Annotated in this window: 15 protein-coding genes; 14 read left to right on the forward strand and 1 reads right to left on the reverse strand. The window is 38.6% G+C overall.

The genetic code is table 11. The features are described from left to right. From MUB24_RS20505 to MUB24_RS20550, 10 genes are all read left to right on the forward strand, one after another. Positions 1-258: CalY family protein (locus tag MUB24_RS20505; RefSeq protein ID WP_244707388.1), on the forward strand; the 258-nt coding region annotated here is incomplete at its 5' end. Positions 259-455: 197 nt separating this feature from the next. Then, entirely contained in the window at positions 456-3,404 is a 2,949-nt protein-coding gene (locus MUB24_RS20510) for an endo-beta-N-acetylglucosaminidase (protein ID WP_244707389.1), read from the forward strand. 476 nt (positions 3,405-3,880) lie between these two features. Further along, on the forward strand, positions 3,881-4,762 hold the full coding sequence (locus MUB24_RS20515; protein WP_244707408.1) for an ABC transporter permease: 882 nt from the start codon (positions 3,881-3,883) through the stop codon (positions 4,760-4,762). Positions 4,763-4,812: 50 nt separating this feature from the next. After that, positions 4,813-5,790, forward strand: a complete 978-nt coding sequence (locus MUB24_RS20520) for a carbohydrate ABC transporter permease (RefSeq protein WP_244707390.1) — start codon at positions 4,813-4,815, stop codon at positions 5,788-5,790. A 26-nt stretch (positions 5,791-5,816) separates the two neighbouring features. Next, entirely contained in the window at positions 5,817-7,271 is a 1,455-nt protein-coding gene (locus MUB24_RS20525) for an ABC transporter substrate-binding protein (RefSeq protein WP_244707391.1), read from the forward strand. A 406-nt stretch (positions 7,272-7,677) separates the two neighbouring features. Continuing rightward, a complete protein-coding gene (locus MUB24_RS20530; protein WP_244707392.1) occupies positions 7,678-9,453 on the forward strand; it encodes a sensor histidine kinase in 1,776 nt (591 codons plus the stop codon). After that, entirely contained in the window at positions 9,446-10,951 is a 1,506-nt protein-coding gene (locus MUB24_RS20535) for a response regulator transcription factor (RefSeq protein WP_244707393.1), read from the forward strand. Before MUB24_RS20530 ends, MUB24_RS20535 begins: the two co-directional genes overlap by 8 nt. Before the next feature lie 122 nt (positions 10,952-11,073). Beyond that, positions 11,074-12,471 (forward strand): glycoside hydrolase family 1 protein, encoded by a 1,398-nt coding sequence (locus tag MUB24_RS20540; RefSeq protein WP_244707394.1) that lies wholly within the window; start codon positions 11,074-11,076, stop codon positions 12,469-12,471. A gap of 86 nt (positions 12,472-12,557) precedes the next feature. Beyond that, positions 12,558-13,457 carry an ROK family protein gene (locus tag MUB24_RS20545; protein ID WP_244707395.1) on the forward strand — a complete coding sequence of 300 codons (900 nt, stop codon included), beginning with the start codon at positions 12,558-12,560 and terminating at the stop codon, positions 13,455-13,457. A gap of 178 nt (positions 13,458-13,635) precedes the next feature. After that, on the forward strand, positions 13,636-14,508 hold the full coding sequence (locus MUB24_RS20550) for an ROK family protein (RefSeq protein WP_244707396.1): 873 nt from the start codon (positions 13,636-13,638) through the stop codon (positions 14,506-14,508). 137 nt (positions 14,509-14,645) lie between these two features. Here MUB24_RS20550 and MUB24_RS20555 read toward each other — a convergent pair whose 3' ends face one another. After that, positions 14,646-15,293: a YigZ family protein gene (locus tag MUB24_RS20555; RefSeq protein WP_244707397.1), complete on the reverse strand. Its 648-nt coding sequence runs from the start codon at positions 15,291-15,293 to the stop codon at positions 14,646-14,648. Positions 15,294-15,427: 134 nt separating this feature from the next. On the opposite strand from MUB24_RS20555, the gene MUB24_RS20560 reads away from it, so the two are divergent. From MUB24_RS20560 to MUB24_RS20575, 4 genes are all read left to right on the forward strand, one after another. After that, entirely contained in the window at positions 15,428-16,312 is an 885-nt protein-coding gene (locus MUB24_RS20560; RefSeq protein ID WP_244707398.1) for an AraC family transcriptional regulator, read from the forward strand. Between the two features lie 105 nt (positions 16,313-16,417). Next, positions 16,418-17,926: an alpha-glucosidase/alpha-galactosidase gene (melA, locus tag MUB24_RS20565; RefSeq protein WP_244707399.1), complete on the forward strand. Its 1,509-nt coding sequence runs from the start codon at positions 16,418-16,420 to the stop codon at positions 17,924-17,926. A gap of 220 nt (positions 17,927-18,146) precedes the next feature. Further along, entirely contained in the window at positions 18,147-19,406 is a 1,260-nt protein-coding gene (locus MUB24_RS20570; protein WP_244707400.1) for an ABC transporter substrate-binding protein, read from the forward strand. Between the two features lie 87 nt (positions 19,407-19,493). Next, entirely contained in the window at positions 19,494-20,420 is a 927-nt protein-coding gene (locus MUB24_RS20575; RefSeq protein WP_244707401.1) for a carbohydrate ABC transporter permease, read from the forward strand. Positions 20,421-20,430 lie beyond the last annotated feature (10 nt).

Genomic DNA, 20,430 nt, shown 5'->3' on the forward strand with positions numbered 1-20,430 from the left:
TACAATGCGGACAAGCTTGATGAAGTCATTTACAAAACAACTTTAGCTAAGCTAAAAGACATGAAACCAGAGGTTATAAATGAAAAGGTTTTCGAACCGATTTTCGATAAAAAAGGCCTACCTACAGGAGAAATGAACGACCTCGTTGTGAAATTTAATTTTATCGATAATGATCAAGATCAAAATCAATTTCAAGGAGATTCATTAGATCTGACCTGGACATTTAATGCCCAGCAAACAGAAGGAGAGCGAAGATAGCTTCTATTCTGTGGAACTGATTTTAAGACATTTAAAAACGGACTTTTAAGATCAAATGGAATCTCGGTTTTCGCTTAAAATTGGTTCAAGGAAAATGACGTTATCAGGCCCCTGAAGGTAAAACAATGGATTTAATGAACATGGGCTCAATTTTTCACTTCTTAAATAATAAATATATAAGAAGGAGAGTGTCTCACATGAGAAGGAAGCACAAAGCACTTTTTCGAGCTTTTATGTTACTAGGTATTGCTTTTTCCTTGGCTATTATGGGAACTAGTATACCTGTATCAGCCGGTGATACGGCCCCTATACAGGGACAAGGGGAGAAGGGAAAAACTCAGCCTTTTGCACATGGTTACCGTGTACATGATATTCTTGAATGGACTCCCGAATTAGATCCATATGCAGAATATTTGCGGGCCCGCGTACCGCTTCAAACAAGAAATGCACCATTCGCTGCGACACAGGCTAACCCATCGCTCTCTCCGGAGACACAATTATTGAATCTGGCTGGTGACTATGGCAACGCATTCTTTGAATCCTACCAGTATAACGATCATTTCGCCAGTATGTTGCATAATTTTTGGCAATACACAGATATATTTGCTTCGTGGCACGGTATGCCAACTTCAGAAGTTCCGGAAGACTTATATGATCCCAATGCGGATTGGACTGAGAGGCATTTCGAATTTGGTATACTCAATCTGCCTAATCCAGCCTATACAAATGCAGCTCATAAAAATGGTAGTTTTTCATTGGGAACGATCTTTCTCCCACGTCCAGGGCAAACACATTCAGATCTATTGGTAAAAGACGCTGATGATTCGTTTCCCGTCGCTGAAAAATTAGTGGAAATGGCGGAATACTTCGGCTTCGATGGATACTTTATTAATCAAGAAACCAATATTTCAGCAGCGGAAGTACCATTGTATAAAGAGTTTATGAAAGCAATGAAAGATCGTGGAATGTATATTCAATGGTATGACTCCGTTACAGATCCGACCGGCAGAGTGTCTTATCAAAACGAATTTAATATCCATAACAGCCCTTTTGTCAAAGATAATTTATACGGTCAAGTATCAAACTCTATTTTCTTAAACTATTGGTGGAATAAACAACGAATTGAAAATTCTAAAAGACATGCCGAAAGTTTAAATTTAGACCCTTATCAGACTGTATTTACAGGTGTAGAAGGTGGCATGTATAAGTTTAATCAACCATACGATTTAAGAAATATATTGGATGGTGTCGGAAATCCTAAAACGTCTATCGCTGTATTGGGATCGGAATTTGTACTCGGAGAATTGGACGCTGATACAGGTCTTGACCGCACAGATAACACCAATCAACACAAAGTATTTGAACGTGAACGTTTGTGGTGGTCGGGTCCAAATCTAGATCCGACACTGGCTACACGAAATGATGATTATCCGAGATGGGACGGGATCGCCTCTTACATCGCAGAAAGATCTGTCGTAAGCGGCAATACCTTTATCACTCATTTTAGTACTGGACATGGTCTACACTATTACAAGAATGGAGAGATATTGAACCAGAAAGAATGGTCCAATATCAACATCCAAGATATTCTTCCTACTTGGCAATGGTGGTTTGACACAGATAATGGCAAAGACCCTACCTTACAAGTAGACTTTGATTATGGACAGGAGTATGAGTCTGGAGATCAACACTATGAGAAAGTAGGCGCATACACAGGTGGGAGTTCACTTGCGATTCATGGTGATGTGGCGACAGATCATTTTCTACGCCTATTTAAAACGGATTTATCCATGAATAAGGATACCAATTTAACGGTGTCTTATCGGAAAACGAGTACAGATGATGTGAATATGAAGCTTGGATTGATTTTTAAAGATCATCCTGAAAAAGTTATTTATGAAGATATTCAAGACAGTAAAAAGGCTCATTCACATTGGCAGACAGGTGAAATAAATTTAAATAAATATGCGGGCAAAGAGTTGGCTGCAATCGGTTTCGCGTTTACCATCGATAACCAAGTAGTAAAGGATTATCAAATCAATATTGGTGAATTGAAAATTTCTGATGGTCAAGAAAAAATTCCCGCTAAGCCGAGCGGATTTACACTTGATAAGGCTTATAATACGAATGAGATGAAAGTAAGCTGGGTTCTTGCTGATTATGATGAAGTAAAACAATACAATTTATACGCAAAATTATCGAATGGAGAAACGGTCTATTTAGGGGGAACCTATGATGATAAATATTATATTAAGAGCCTATATGGAGAAAATAATCAGGTTGTCTTACAGGTAAGAGCAGTTGGTGCAGATGGAACGGAAAGCGATCCTGCTGAACTAATTTATCAATATGATCATGAGGTTAAAAATCTCCAAACGGAGGAACATGATGACTTTGTTAAAGTTAGTTGGGAGAACCCGACAGAACCAGCACCACTTGAGGTTTCCATAGTGCGTGAGTATGAGAATAATAACGAAATCCAAACGGTACGGGTAGAGGCAGGAGACACATCAGTTGAGCTTCCAATTGAGGACGCAGATGGGAGCAGATATAGTGTGACCGTGAAACTATTGAACAAGTATTCTCATGGAATTACACATAGTTCTCGCTTGAAGGATATACATGCAGATCCATATGATGGGGAATTTCATATCCACAATGGAAAGTTAACACTTGATAATCCTCAATCAAAAGATTGGCATTACATGTATGTTTATGTCAATGGAGAATTAATTTTGCATTCGATTCCAAACCAGAATAGAAAGTCGGATTACTTGATCCGCGGGGTTAGTCCATTGATTGGCATTACGTCAGTCACCAAGGAAGATAACGTGAAAGTGATTTTAGAAGATTATGCGGGTAATCGATCGAAACCCACCTGGATGAAGGAAATAGATATAAATTTACTCTTAGACACACTTAGGAATTTTGAAGGGGAGATTGAGGATGATATCTATCATTCGCTTGAACTGCATCTAACAGCCGTAGGACATTACGAAAAGCAAGGAGCAGGCACGAAAGTGGTCAAACACTTAAAAAGTTTTGGATTATTAATCAAACAACAAAAAGAAAGCGGAATAATATCTGAAGAAGCACATAACCAACTGAAGATCAGTGCAGAAGAGTTAATTTCTAAATGGCGTTAAAACAATAAATAGAAGACGCGTCCCAGTCAGCGGTCATGTATTTATTTGTTGCTGGGACCTTTTCGCCTATACCTAAAGATAGACTATTCCATCTCAACCTATTGAAAAGAGTTAAACAAGAGACATAAATGCAAAACTGAAAAATCAAGAGTACACAAAAAAGCAGGGCAAGGCAACTGTGTCAATTGCTTATCTAACAATTCTATTATTAATTTATATCCCCTTTAAGAGCAAGTAAGCCTTCACTTAATTAATTCACAGTGAACATCATCCATTCTCACTAAGGAAATGTAAGTTCTTATTTACTCCTTTAAATTTATATTAAATTTATTCATTAAATATAAATAAAGTCAACTACTATTCTCCTATAGTAAATTTTATAATGAGAGTATGAAAGTGGTTACAGCGTAGTAAGGGAGGTCAGCGAAAAAGTGAAGTTTTTCAAGGATATTTATAAAAACCGAATTTGGCTTCTAATGGTGTTACCTGGTACCATTTGGTTTTTGCTGTTTTCGTATTTGCCGATGTTTGGTAACATTATTGCTTTTAAGAAATTTCGAATAAGTCGAGATGGCTTTTTTGCTAGCATAATGAATAGTGAGTGGATTGGGTGGGATAATTTTAAATATTTGTTTAGTACAGATAGTGCCTACTTAATTACTAGAAATACGATTGGGTATAACCTCATTTTTATTGTTGTGGGGCTTATTGCAGCCGTTGCAACGGCCATTCTTTTGAGCGAATTGACACAAAAGAAATTAGCAAAATTCTATCAAACTGGAATGCTTTTCCCCCATTTTCTTTCATGGGTCATTGTTAGTTATTTTGTATTCACTTTTTTAAGCCCAGATCGCGGCTTGTTAAACAATATTTTAGCTTGGTTCCATATTGATTCTATTGCTTGGTATAGTGAGCCAAAATATTGGCCGTTCATTCTCGTCTTTATGAACTTGTGGAAAGGAGTCGGGTATGGAAGTATTGTGTATCTAGCTTCTATTGTCGGGATTGACAAGACGTATTATGAGGCAGCGATGATTGATGGGGCAACAAAATGGCAACAAGTTAAACATGTCACATTGCCGATGATCAAGCCACTTATTGTTGTTTTACTAATTATGGATGTCGGAAAAATCTTTAACTCAGACTTTGGTTTATTCTTCCAAGTTCCACGGGATGCGGGAGCGCTTTATTCTGTCACAAACACGATTGATACCTTTGTTTATAGAGGGCTTATGTCATTAGGAGATATTGGAATGAGTACTGCTGCCGGTCTTTATCAATCGGCTGTCGGATTTGTCCTTGTCCTTATCGCAAACTATATTGTGAGAAAAATTGATGAGGAAAGTGCCTTGTTTTAAATGCTATCTTTTCCTGAAAGGAGGAGGGAGGTCGCCAAGCGGCTGATAATATGAGTAAAAATAATGATGAACAAACCGTTAAGCAAATTGCACAACCCCAAGATCAAGCGAAGCCGAAAGAGCGAAAAAAACAGCGTGATTATCACAATTTTCACCCCGTGACAAACGGTATTATGGCAATTTTGCTAGGGATCTTTACGATCATGTGTGTATTTCCATTTGCCTATGTAATTGTTATTTCCTTTACAAGTGAAGAGAGTATTGTAAGAAACGGTTTCCAACTGGTTCCAGAAGCGTGGAGTCTTGATGCCTATAAGTTTTTATGGAGTGTGAAAGATCAACTGCTTCAATCTTATTGGATTACCATAGTTGTTACGATTGTGGGTACGGTCATCAGTGTCATGATGATTACGTTTTATTCCTATGCCATCTCAAGACCACAATTTAAATATAGAAAGTTCTTCACTTTCTTAGCTCTATTTACCATGCTATTTAGTGGTGGAATGGTTCCAACCTATATCGTTGCGACTCAATTTTTGGGTATTAAAAATACGATATGGGCGTTAATCTTACCGCTTGCGATGAACGCATTCTACATTATCATTATGAGAACCTTCTTCATAAGATCTGTTCCAGAAGCGATTTTGGAATCTGCTAGAATTGATGGAGCAAGTGAACTAAGATCGTTTTTCCAAATTGTGTTCCCGTTGTCTTTACCAGGGATTGCAACCATTGCTTTGTTCAGTACTCTGGGCTATTGGAATGACTGGTTTAATGCTTTGCTTTATATCGACCAGCCTAATTTAGTACCTTTGCAATCTTTGCTGATGAAGATTGAAGCCAATCTTGAGTTCATGCGGCAGAATGTCGACATCAGTTCCATGCAGCAAGGTTTGTTCGATACGATACCAGCCGACGCTGCAAAAATGGCTATGGTGGTAATCGCCACAGTGCCAATCGCAATCTCCTATCCATTTTTCCAAAAGTATTTTGTTGGAGGATTGACGATTGGCGGCGTTAAAGAATAAATCAAAAAAGAAAAGGGGAGTTCAAATTGAAAAAGAAGCTTGTGTTACTGTTAGTTTTGCTTCTTAGCCTTGGTACTGTTCTAGCTGCTTGCGGCGGCGGTGACAAGGAAAGCTCAAGCAAGGGTTCCAAGAGTGATAAACCATATGAAATTAGATGGTACACCATTGGTACACCACAAAAGGATACTAAAAAAGTATTCGAAGAAGTAAACAAATATACAAAGGAAAAAATCAATGCCACTGTCAAGTTGACACAAATTGATTGGGGAGATTATAAGCAAAAAATGCAGGTTGTTATCTCTTCGGGGGAACCATTTGATTTAGCATATACGGATGGTGCAGAATATGTTCAATATGCCCAAAAAGGAGCGTTTGAACCTGTTGACGAACTACTGGATTCTCATGGTAAAGAGTTAAAAGAAGCTTTGGATCCCGCTTTCATAGAAGGTGCGAAAGTTGATGGTAAGTTATATGGGATTCCAGCTAATAAAGAAGTAGCTAGACAAACGGTTTATACATTTAACAAACGTTTAGTTGATAAATATAATTTTGATCTTTCCAAGGTAAAAACCTTAGCGGATCTAGAGCCAATGTTAAAAATCATTAAAGAAAATGAGCCAGACATTACACCAATTGCGACTTTTAAGCCAGTTTTGCCATTTGACTTTATTATGTCTGAGGAACTTCCTTTTGCCGTTCCATTTGAGGGAGATACAGACAAAGTGGTAAATGCTTTCGATACAGATGTAACAAAAGATCTTTATAGAACCATGCATAAATATTTTAAAGCTGGTTACCTTAAATCAGATGCCGCTACAAGTAAGGATAGCTGGCCAATGGATGTAGAAAACTGGTTTGTACGTACGGGTGGTTATCAACCTTATGCCGACTTATTATGGTCTCGTTCAGCAAAATATGAGGTTGTTTCTGTGCCAGCTGAAGAACCAGTTACTGTTAATGGGTCTGTAACGGGTTCAATTCAAGCTATTTCATCTACTTCTGATAATCCTGAAAAGGTTATGGAATTTTTAAACTTGCTTAATACCGATCCTTATTTGCGCAACCTAGTGGATAAAGGGATTGAAGGGGTGCATTATGAAAAGAACGAGGATGGAGCCATTAAAGATCTTCCTGCTCGTATAGATAATTATAATATGCCTTCTTATTCTCTTGGAAACCATTTTATTCTTTATTTATATGAAGATGACCCTGCCGATAAATGGGATAAATTCAAAGAGTTTAATAAAAGTGCAACAAACGCGCCAACCCTTGGCTTCCATTTTGACAGTGAACCAGTAAGAACTGAAATTGCGTCCATTACAAATGTTTCGAAAGAATTCTATAATGCTTTGGCAACTGGTTCAGTTGATCCAGATGAATACTTGCCTAAATTCAATCAAAAATTGAAAGATGCAGGTCTTGACAAAGTAATGGATGAAATTCAAAAACAATATGACGAGTGGAAAGCTAAAAACAAATAAAGATGATCAAGCTGGATGAAATTGTCCAGCTTGATTTTTGATTTTAAAAAAAGGAAACGTTTCAAAAAAATGTCTATCGCAATAACCTTGCTTTCTTTTCCATGTCTTTCTTAAAATATACTTAGAAGTGCGTGTTCAAAAAGGAGGATAAAAAGGACCAAGAAGTTCGAGGCGGCGCAGTTTCGAGCAGCGGAATGTATGCTTTTAAATACATGAGCAGCGGAGAAACAAGCCAACGAAGAAATTCGCAGTGTCATTTTTACCGGAGGCCTGCAGGACGCAGGTCACAAAGGCGTTGCGACAGGATGTCGCGAATTTAGCCTTTGATCCTTACTTTTTGAACATCCTCTTAAGGCATTCTTTCTTCCGAAGCCCAATCAGCAAAACAAAAGGATGGAGGGCTATTATGGCAATAAATATCCTCAAACGCATAAAGCATCAAATATTTAATCGATTGCTGTTGACTTCGTCCTTAACTATTATTGTGACAGTTGTTGTCCTGATCGTTGTGATTTCAAACTATTATTCAGATGTTATTATTAAAAGAGAAATGGACCTGAATATTAGAACCCTGGAAAGGGTAGAAGATTATTTTGCGCATAAGGAAGCGGATTGGAATGGGTTCATCCGTACTCTCTATGAAAAAGGAAGTCTAATGGATGATATTTCTTATGCTCTTCATAACAAGGATTATTTAAAATACCGGCTTGATAAATTTACTGGCCATCCTTCTTTTATTCCAAGTAATATCGATACGTATTTCTATGGATATTTTAGTCAAGATGAGGATGTCAATGCCGTTAGTCTAAATTCAGAGGATTTCCCAGATATTCGTTATTTATTCATTTATAATTATGGGCGTTGGAACCAAAGTGTTGCTCCTCGTTCTAAGGAAGATTCTGAAATAAAGTACCAAAACAGTGGCGATATTTCTGGGGATAACATGGAAGATACATTTATCAAGCATATTGCGATTAATAATCCAGCTACTTTGAAAAAAATGGGTGAGCTTGCCATCTATTATTCCACTGCGGGCCTAGAGAAAATTGTTCAGCGAGAAAATGTAGACGTTAAATCTTCCTTTTTTTTATTTGGGAAAGACGGACAAATTGTTTATGCTAATAATCAACGAATTCCGAAAAAGTTTGTTGAAAATCTTCCAAATGCAAATGACGATAATAAAGTGAAATGGGATGGGAAGACCTATTATGTCAATTCGATTAAAGATATCGGAGAATATGCGGCTTTTACAGTTATTCCACAGCAGGAAATGAATAAATTAACCGTTGTAAGAGGTACGATGTGGCTTATCATTATTCCGTTTATTACGATCGCGATTATCTTCACCTATTCATTTATGCGGAATTACTCAGCAAGAATCAGGCAAATCGATGCCTCTATTCAAGAGGTACAAAGAGGGAATTTGACGATTCGGATTCCGGAAACGAAAAAAGAGGATGAATTGGCGACGATTGCTTCCAGTTTTAATGCCATGTTGGATGAACTAAATGAATATATTGAGCGGGTTTATGTTTTAAACTTGAAACAAAATCAAGCAGAATTAAAGGCACTGCAATCACAAATCAATCCTCATTTTTTGTTTAACACCCTTGAAGTGATTCGAATGACAGCAGTTGTGGATGGGGCCAAAACATCAAGTAAGATGATCTATCATCTATCTAGATTATTGCGTTACTCACTGGAATCTAAAGAAATGGTTCCTTTACAAGTTGAAATCGAAAATGTTCAGCAATATTTACAACTTGTTCAGCTTCAGCATCCTGATAGACTAACGGTTCACCTTGAGATTCCAAAAGAAGTTGAGAACACCTCGATTCAAAAATTGGTACTGCAACCGATTGTGGAAAATTATATCGTTCATGGTTTTCAAAAGGATCGTAAAGATAATCGACTTGAAATCATCGCGAAGCGGGAATTAGATCATATTAAAATAATGATCAAGGACAACGGTAAAGGCATCCCAGAGGAAAGGCTGAAATTAATTCTTGAACATATGAGTAATGAAGAAGGTGAGAACATGAAGTCAATTGGAATGAAAAATGTTCATCAACGTTTAAAATTGAAGCATGGCAAAGGGTATGGCCTCAAGGTTGAAAGTAGCGAGAATGTAGGAACGAAGATAACCCTTGTCATTCCTATGGGAGTGGATTCAAATGTATAAAGTCTTGCTTGCAGATGATGAACCTCTTATTACGGAAGGGTTAAAAGCCCTTATTGATTGGGAAGATTATGGCTTTGAAGTTATTCATATTTCTGAGGATGGTGAAGACGCCCTCACATTTATAAAAGAAAACGCGATTGATCTATTGGTCACCGATATTATTATGCCAAAACGAACAGGTTTAGAGTTGTTCGAGGAAGCCAAAAAATTACAGCCACAAGTCAAATGTATTGTCTTATCAGGCTATGAAGAATTTAATTATGTGAAAAAGGGCATGGTTCTCGGAATTGAAAATTATTTAGTCAAACCAGTTGATGAGGAAGAACTACTAAAAACGGTTCAAACAGTAAGTAAAAAAATATCTGTGGCTCAAGAAAACATGGAAGATTCAACATTCCATACGCTGAAAGATAATACATTATGGCGTTTATTGAACGGAGAAATCAATAAGAATGAATGGCAACAAAGATTGTCTTTATACGGGATGACGAGTGAACGCCCCTTTTACAATGTGTCTACACTTGAGTTTTCAAATAAGGCGAATAAAGGGATTTATACAGCTTTACGGGCTGATATTGAAAAACATTTTTCTGCTAATTGTGTATTCAGTCCCGACCAAGAGCTTCTTATTATTTTAGATGGGGAAAAGGCGGAGAACCTTTATCAATTGAATGAACAGTTAGCTACATTTCTCCAAATGAATTATTCGGAGATTGGCTCCTTTTATTTGTCAATGGGGGATCCAGTGGATTCGATGGATAAGTTGGGAGAGAGTTATCTGCAATCGCGGGAATTTTCCCTCTATCAAATAAGCATAGAGCCTAATACAGTTATTTCCAGTCGTGTACATGTCGATCGCCAGACATTACTGAGAAATCAACAAGCCTATAAAGCTGATATAGTCAAAAGGATTCTGCACTCAGTGGAAAAAGTGGAGGAAGGAATTCATCTTTTTTATCAGACATTAACGCAACATACGAAATTCCTTGCTCCTGCTGTTGCTAGGAAATATACGATTGATTTAATATCTTATATCCACCACTCCATTCAAGATGTGAAACATTATAACCATACAGCAGCGATTGAAAAATTAGTGTATGCGACCGATTTGGATCAGATTAGGAACATATTGACCGACTACTGTCATGAATTGATTGCGGCGATTGACAATCAGCAAGATGCTCGTAGTCCGATTGTTCAAAATGTCTTGGATTATATGCATTCTCATTATAATGAAGAATTATCATTAAAAACATTAAGCCAACGATTTCATATTAATCCGATTTATCTGGGGCAGTTATTCCAAAAGGAAATCGGTGTCGTATTTTCTGAATACATCAATCACTTTCGGTTAGAAAAGGCGAAGGAATTATTGAAAACGACTCATCTTCGAGCAGGGGAAATTGGAAAAAAGGTAGGCTATTCGGATACAGCTTATTTTTATAAGCAATTTAAAAAGCATGTGGGGGCCACCCCGACGGAATGGCGACATATTTGAGGTCCGGAGGGTACGGGTCAGAACGGCGGATGCGATTGTTGCCGCAACCTTATCCGTTTATACTTTGCTAACGGCTTCTTAGAATTTTTTGTATGAATTTATCAATGAAAGGTTTGAATAAAATGACATTTTATCCATTTCCAAAAGATTTTTGGTGGGGGTCCGCATCATCTGCAACCCAGATGGAAGGTGCAGCCTATGAAGGCGGTAAAGGGGAAAATATTTGGGATCGGTGGTATAAAGAGGAACCAAATCGTTTTTTTAATGGAGTGGGACCAGAGAACACCTCGGATTTTTACCATCAATATAAAGAAGATATTCAATTGATGAAGGAACTTGGGCATAACAGCTTTCGCCCATCCATTTCCTGGTCAAGATTGATTCCAACTGGGGACGGAGAGGTCAATCAAGAAGCTGTTAAATTTTATCGTGATGTCTTTCAAACGATGCGCGAAAATGGTGTAGAGCCTTTCGTTAATTTGTATCATTTTGATATGCCGATTGCGATGCAAGATAAGGGTGGCTGGACAAGTCGGGAGGTCGTTGAGGCCTATGTTCGGTACGCCAAGATTTGCTTTGAGCAATTCGGGGATTTGGTGACAAAATGGTTTACACATAATGAGCCGGTTGTTCCGGTAGAAGGCCAATATTTATATGGTTTCCATTATCCCGCTGAGCTTGATTTTAAAAAAGGGGTACAAGCCGGTTTTCATGCTGTTTTGGCTGGTGCTAAAGCTGTACAAGCTTTTCGAGATGGTGGGTATACTGGCGAAATAGGTGTGATTTTAAATTTGACCCCTTCGTATCCAAGGAGCCAACATCCGGAGGATTTAAAAGCAGCTCATATTGCGGATCTCTTTTTCAATCGGGCTTTCCTTGATCCATTTGTTAAAGGGGAATTTCCAGAGGATCTTGTAAAGCTTTTGCAAGAGGAAGGATTTATGCCAGAGGTAATGGATGGCGATCTTGAAATTATTGCCAATCATACAGTTGATTTACTAGGAATCAATTATTACCAACCACGCCGCATCAAGGCGAAAGAAAATTTGCCCAATCCAAAGGCACCCTTTTTACCGGAGCGGTTTTTCGACTATTTTAATGAAATGCATGGTCGGAAAATGAATCCGTACCGTGGTTGGGAAATCTATGAAAAAGGGATCTACGATATTTTGGTCAATGTCCAGGAAAATTATGGCAATATTCCTTGCTTCATTTCAGAGAATGGAATGGGGGTTGAGAACGAAGGCCGTTTTGTCGATGAAAACGGGCAAATTCAAGATGACTACCGAATCGACTTTTACAAAGGTCATTTGAAATGGGTGCATAAGGCATTGGAAGAAGGAACCAATGTAAAAGGCTATCATGTTTGGACATTTATTGATAACTGGTCTTGGTTAAATGCCTACAAAAATCGTTATGGTCTCGTTTCCCTTGACCTTGATCATAACTTCAAACGCACAATCAAAAAAAGCGGTGAATGGTATCGTGCCGTATCCAAGCAAGGCGGATTTGAAGACTAACATAATTCGACAAAATTCGGGGCGTGCCTGGACTTTCGACAAATTGCGAGTGGTGCCAGGCACCGAAGGGTGAGGTGTAGGTAAGGGTGAAGAGATTTGTAGTTTTGGATGTTGGTGGAACGTTTGTGAAGGCTGCTGTGATGGATGAAGCGGGCGGGATTTTGCAGGAAGAGAAAGTCCCAACTCCTCCTTCTGGAGATGGGGCTATTTTTAGAGTCATTCGGGAGATATTCCATAAGCAAAAACTGCTCTATCCCGATATTGCTGGATTAGCTCTAAGTATTCCGGGAGCGGTGGATGTTGACAGTGGTTATGTATCCTACGCAGGGGCAGTGATGGATGTAATTGGTGTGAAAATGAAGGATGAGTTATCGGATCTTGGGGTGCCTGTAGAAGTGGAGAATGATGCGAATTGTGCGGCTTTGGCTGAAAAATGGAAGGGTAATGCGCAAGATTGTGACAATTTTCTTTGTGTGACCATTGGAACGGGAATTGGTGGTGCGATCTTTAGCCATGAGGAAATTGTCCATGGGGTAGAGGGAATGGCTGGTGAATTTGGTCTGATGATGTTGGACACGCATGCCGATATCCCTGAATTATTGGAAAATCGTAATTTCAGCCGTTATTCCTCCACTTGGAATATCGTTCATTGCCTAAATCAACACTTCGGTGACGAGAAAACTGGAGAAGAATGGTTCAAATTATATGATGAAAATAATGAAGAAGTAAAAACAATTGTTCATACTTTTTATGACCGCCTCTCGATTGGCATCATTAATCTTATGCATATTTTTGCTCCAGAGAAAATCGTCATTGGTGGCGGTATTAGCGGGCGTCCAGAATTAATCCCTTATATAAAAAAACAGATTGCTAAAGTTCCGACTGCGATCGCAACAAAAATGGACATTCAGGAATGCAAACAAAAAAATAAAGCTGGACTAATCGGTGCCCTCTATCATTTTCAAAAAATGAATGGGGTCTTATAATGATGGGGAATTTTGGAGCATTAGTGATTAGTTTCGTATGGACGGAAAATACTGTCGGATAACAGGTTTCCGAAACAATTTGAGCTGGGTGTGGGCGATAAAAAACACTGAATGAAGTTTTACTTTATGATAAAATAGAGTGATCTTATAAATATCGTTGGAGACGGAGTGTTAGATTATGCTTGGAGCCATTGAAGCCGGAGGAACAAAATTTGTTTGTGCAGTGGGGAATGAGGACGGTACACTAATTGAACGCATACAGTTAGATACGTTAACTCCTGAAAAAACAATCCCGCTAGTGATTGAGTTTTTTAAAAAACATGATATTGATGCTTTGGGGATTGGATCCTTTGGACCTGTCGATATTGATAAAAATAGCGCGACATATGGAAATATTACGTCCACCCCAAAACCTGGTTGGAAGGATTATCCTTTTTTACAAACTTTGAAAGAAGTTTTACACGTGCCAATGGAATTTAATACAGATGTAAATGCGGCTGCCCTAGGTGAAGTCATGTTAGGTGCTGCACAAGATGTGGATAGCTGTTTGTACATAACCGTTGGTACCGGGGTTGGAGCGGGGGCAGTGGTCCAGGGCGAATTATTGCAAGGACTCTCCCATCCAGAGATGGGGCATATCTTGGTGAAAAGGCATGTGGATGATGAGTATGAAGGATTTTGTCCTTATCATCGAGACTGCTTGGAAGGAATGGCTGCCGGACCAGCGATAGAAAAGCGCTGGGGTAAAAAAGGGATTGACCTACAAGATCAACAGAAAGTGTGGGAGATCGAAGCCTATTATTTAGCTCAAGCTTTGATGCAATTCATTTTAATTGTTTCACCGAAAAAAATCATTATGGGCGGCGGCGTGATGAAACAGAAACAATTATTCCCTCTCATTCAGAAAAAGGTGCAAGAGTTATTGAACGGATATGTGGCAGTACCGCAAATCACGGAAGAAATGGATCAATACATTGTACCACCTGCCCTTGGTGATAATGCAGGAATTACTGGTGCTCTTATGTTAGCGAAACGTGCACTGGAAAAATAAAGTGAAACATAAACAAAAAGGTAGAAAAGTTCTACCTTTTTGTTGTTGCTGCTACAAAATCTAATCACGAAGAAATCGAAATAACACAAAGAAGACGAAAATAGTGCAAAGACCCTCATTTAGGATGAGGATCTTGATTATCGTGGCGGTATGTCGGTTTCTAGGTATATCTTTTCTCCCTCTGAGATGCTGGCTTGTCCATTCGTTATGTCGGTGATCCAGTCGCGAAAGGCAGAAATATCGGCTTCATGGACATAGACGTCTAAAACGACTGAATCAGCATAATGAATTTCCTTCAATAAATAAATCGATCCTCGCAGTTCATTTTCCAGTTTACCCAGCCAGGTGTAATCGACTTTTACATGCATGACTTTTGCGAGTTTTCTTTCCACCACCCCAACCGCATTCAGACCTTCAGAAGTGGAGCTACTATAGGCACGGATGAGCCCGCCTGCCCCTAATTTTATCCCACCGAAATATCTAGTGACAACGACGACAGTATCTTTTATTTCCCTTTTCTTTAACACTTCTAACATGGGAACTCCCGCCGTTCCACTTGGTTCACCATCATCATTGGCTTTTTGAATTTGATCTTGCTCCCCAATAATATAGGCGGAACAATTATGGGTTGCATTCCAATGTTGTTTTTTGATGTCTTGAATAAAGGCTTGTGCTTCTTCCTCCGTTTCTACACGTGCTAGATGGGCAATAAATCTTGATTTTTGGATGGTAATTTCATGTTCGCCACGCTTTTTTACTGTAAAATAGGATGGAATTGTTTTCATTCTGGCCTCCGAATGTATGATAAAGTATTATAGTAGGACTAACCAAGCTTGCAGTAGTGTAGTTTTGCTTATTTTTTAAATATATCATAGATATGAATGAAAGCCTATGACAATGCTAGGGGGCTCATATGCAGATGACAAGTAGTATATTTGACCATGAATTGAATAATAACGCTTATGTTCCAAAAATAAATGCTTATTATTTTAAACAATGGGAAGGGTATGAAATGGATTTTCATACTCATAAAGAAGTAGAAATTATGTATGTGATGGATGGAAAATGCACGGTTGGGGTATTAACCGATGCCCTTGTCTTAAAAAAAGGTGACTTTATTTTACTTGATACGAATGTACCCCATCGTTTAATTGTTGAGACAGGAGTACCCTGTAGAATGTTGAATATTGAGTTTACCTTTATCAGCAATAAACGTTATTCTCCCTCCATTAAAGACCTTGTAAAGGAAAATCAAATATTAGCTCAATTTTTAACGATGAAAGAAACCTATCTTGTTTTAAAAGATTCGAATCAAATTTATCATACCCTCAAGAATATTGTTCTAGAGAGCGATAAAAAACAAGGGATGATGGTTCATCTCCTTTTATCGCAATTATTGATTCAGATTGCCAGAATGGCGATAAGCAGTCAGGAATTAGAAAAGGAGGATCAGCAAGCCAATATTTATGTCAACCAAGCGCTTGAATTCATTCACGAACATTATGATCAAGATATAAAAGTGAAAGATATTGCGGAAGCTGTCAATTTACATCCTGGTTATCTACAGCGGATTTTTAAAAAAATGGTCCATATGTCTCTGATTGAGTATGTGAATTCTTTTCGAATGGAAAAGGCAAAAATGTTATTGGTAGATACAGAGATTCCGATTATTGAAATATCCCAATATGTCGGAATGAACAGTAGTCAATACTTCAGCCAGGTATTTAAAAAATATACAAAGCAGACCCCTGTTGACTACCGCCGTTCCTCTGTTCGAACGATAGAAAAGTGGAATAAAAGTTAGGATTTTAAACATTATTATGGGAAAGAAAGTAACAATGATGCAATCATCAAAACAGAAAGATTGTTAAACTTAGATAAACAAATTATTTTAAAGGAGAGTTGCTATATGTCATTTAAAGTTGCTTTTATTGGAGCAGGAAGTATTGGATTTACAAGAGGACTTTTACGTGATTTATTAGCTGTACCGGAATTTCGCGATATTGAAGTGGCCTTCACAGACATTAATGAGCGGAATTTAGAGATGGTAACTCAGCTTTGCCAAAGGGATATTGATGAAAACGGTTTAAAGATAAAAATCAAGCCAACAACAGATCGTAGGGAGGCTTTTCAGGATGCAAAATATATTTTTTCCGTTGTGCGCATTGGCGGGCTTGAGGCTTTTCAAACAGATGTCGATATCCCATTAAAATATGGAGTGGACCAATGTGTAGGCGATACTCTATGTGCAGGCGGGATTATGTATGGGCAGCGCGGGATTGCGGAAATGTTGAATATCTGTAAGGATATCCGCGAAGTCGCTGCCTCTGATTGCTTATTATTGAATTATGCGAACCCGATGGCGATGATAACCTGGGCTTGCAATCAATATGGTGGTGTGAAAACGATTGGACTTTGTCATGGTGTCCAAGGTGGACATTGGCAGATTGCAGAGGCTTTTGGTTTGCCCAAAAAAGAAGTGGACATTATTTGCGCGGGGATTAACCACCAAACCTGGTATATTAGCATCAAACATAAAGGCGAAGATTTAACAGGTAAATTATTGGAAGCATTTGAACAACATCCTGAATTTAGCCAAACAGAAAAAGTCCGGATTGATATGTTAAGAAGATTCGGGTTTTACAGTACAGAATCGAATGGCCATTTAAGTGAGTATGTTCCATGGTATCGGAAACGTCCAGAGGAAATCAAAGACTGGATAGATTTGGGATCCTGGATTAATGGGGAGACAGGTGGTTATCTACGGGTTTGTACAGAAGGAAGAAATTGGTTTGAAACAGATTTTCCAAACTGGTTAAAAGAAAAGCCAATGGAGTATACAGAAGAAAATCGCAGTGAAGAACATGGTTCCTATATTATTGAAGGACTTGAGACAGGACGTGTATATAGAGGCCATTTTAATGTTGTCAATCAGGGCATCATCTCCAATTTACCGGATGATGCGATTATTGAAGCGCCCGGATATGTCGATCGAAATGGAATCAATATGCCACAAGTTGGGGATTTGCCACTAGGATGTGCGGCCGTCTGCAATGTCAGTATTTCAGTGCAAAGACTTGCGGTTGAGGCAGCAGTTCATGGAGATGATTTCCTACTTCGTCAAGCGATGATGATGGATCCTCTTACAGGAGCGGTCTGTAATCCGAAGGAAATCTGGCAAATGGTGGATGAAATGCTTGTTGCCCAAGAAAAATGGTTGCCTCAATATCAAGATGCGATTGCGAAAGCCAAAACTCGGCTGGCGACAGAGGAATTACTACCAACCAATCCAGATTACAAAGGAGCCGCTCGGTTAAAAGTAAAATCTGTAGAGGAAATGGCCCAGGATCGTGAGGCTGCAAATAAAAATGCCGGTGAAGCAGATAAAGCGAAAGAGCGTCCAGCCGCAACGAAATAATTTTAAAAGAAAATAATCTCTAAGAAGCCAGTCCATCTTAATAGGGCTGGCTTTCTGTTTTCTAGCAATCTCGCTCTATATCGAAACAAGTAGTGAACATATATTAAATGAAGGCCCATACAATAGTAAAAAGCAATTCCTTTATTTAAAAAGGATGGAAATTGAGGACAACTCCTAGATTTAGTCAAAGGAAAAATAAAATATCAAAGAGGTGAATGGGATGAAAAGGGGACCATTTTTATTAATCGTATTGTTAGGAATGTTTGTTTTTTCACTTGTTGGCTGTAGTAGTGATGGCAATGGAGAGAAAGATGGGAAAGTCACATTAAACTTATGGTATTGGAATCGCTCGATTGATGACGATCTAATCAAAAAAGTGAGTGAAGAATTCCCGGATATAAAAATCAATGCCCAAAAAATTGATGGGGGAGAATACAAAACAAAATTACAAACCTCTTTAACTACTAGTACAGGTGCACCAGACATAGTTGCCATCAATGATTGGGTTACAGAATTTCTACCTAACCACGATAAATTTGTCAATCTATTAGACTATGGGGCAGATGAGATTAAGGATGACTATTTGGACTGGAAATGGGATTATGCTTTAACGAAGGATGGTAAACATTTAATTGCCCTACCAATGGATACGGGACCAACGGCTTTATTTTACAGGGAAGATTTATTTGCTGAAGCCGGCTTACCGACCGATCCTGAAGAGGTTTCCGCTAAAATTTCGACATGGGACGATTATATTGCAGCTGGAGAGAAGTTAGAAGCTGCGATAGGGGTAAAAATGTTCGATACGATTAATCGAGTCTTCGGACAATCCATTAGTCAGAGTGACAAAAGTTATTTTGATGAAAATGATCAATTTATCGGGGACTCAGGAACGATTAAGGAAGCATGGGATCGTGCGATTACGATTCATGAAAAGGGGTTGAGTGCGAATACAGAAGCGGATGGTCCAGAATGGAACGCAAGTATGAATAATGGGCAAGTAGCTTCCTTCATTGGTGCTGTTTGGGTAAAAAACATCTTAAAAGACGCAGCTCCGGATACGGCTGGGAAATGGAGAGTTGCCCGGGCACCTGGTGGGGATGGAAATAATGGTGGCTCTTTTATTGGCATACTCAAAAGTTCTAAACATCCAGAAGAGGCTTATAAGGTGATTGAATGGATGATGAATCCTGAAAATCAATTACAATCCTATGTGACAATGGATTTATTTCCTTCGACTCCAAGTGTTTTTGAAGACGATAAAATGAGCTCAAAGGAAGAGTTTTTTGGGGGTCAGGATACAACTCAAGTATTTTCGGAATCAGCTAAAAATGTAAAACCAAGATATTTTGGGGTGGATTTCTCTCGGGTCAATACCATTTTTGATGATGCCTTAACCGATGTTGCGAAACAAGGCAAGGATCCTGATCAGGCATGGGAGGAGGTTCTAGACCAGGTAGAAAAAGAACTTTCACGCTAACATGAATAGATTTTGGGGCGAGCCCGTTTTCTCGCCTCATAGTCTTAAAATCTATTCCTGACGCCAATATATGAGGGAGGAGTTTGTATGGAAGTCCTTGAAAAGAGTGTCGGCAAGGCGCCTAAAAAGAGCGTATGGAAAGAAATCTATGAGAAAAAAGTTCTTTATCTATTTATATCCCCTTTTTATGTATTGTTTCTTATTTTTGGGCTTTTTCCCATCTTGTTTTCTTTATATTTATCCTTTCAAAAATGGGATGGCATTGGTGAGATGCAATTTGTCGGATTGAAACAATTCCAATATCTTATAACGGATCACCTTTTCTGGCAGGCCGTTGGGAATACCTTCATTATTTGGTTTATCTCGACAATTCCTATGCTTTTTGGTGCATTAGTCATTGCCTTTTTATTAAATGCTTCCTTTGTCAAAATGAAAGGTTTCTATCGTGCCGCTTATTTTGTCACCAATGTGACCTCGATTGTAGCTGTCACAATCATTTTTAAATCGATATTTGGAAATCATTATGGATTACTCAATTATTTGCTCACCACAGTTGGCTTGGAACCTGTTCAATGGCTTGATTCTAGTTTCTTAATCAAATTAGTGATTGCCTCCATGGTTGTTTGGCGATGGACAGGTTATAATGCGATTATTTATTTAGCGGGCTTACAGGCAATTCCGAATGACCTCTATGAAGCTGCGAAAATAGATGGAGCCAGTACGATCCAGCAATTTTTTTATATTACAATTCCGTTAGTAAGACCAATTATTTTATTTACGGTTTTAATGACAACAATCGGTTCTATGCAATTGTTCACAGAGCCCCAAGTCTTACTGGGAAATTCAGGTGGCGTTGGGGGAGCGGGTTTAACGATCACTCTTTATATGTATAAGCAAGGGTTTGTCGATAATCAATTCGGCTATGCTTCTGTTGTGTCTTGGGCTTTGTTTATTATTATTGCTTTATTCTCGTTGATTAATTGGAAAGTGGTCCAAAAAACAGGGGAGAGGTAGGAATGAGAAA

It is taken from the genome of Lederbergia sp. NSJ-179 (assembly GCF_022867885.1).
Taxonomy (GTDB): domain Bacteria; phylum Bacillota; class Bacilli; order Bacillales; family Bacillaceae_C; genus Lederbergia.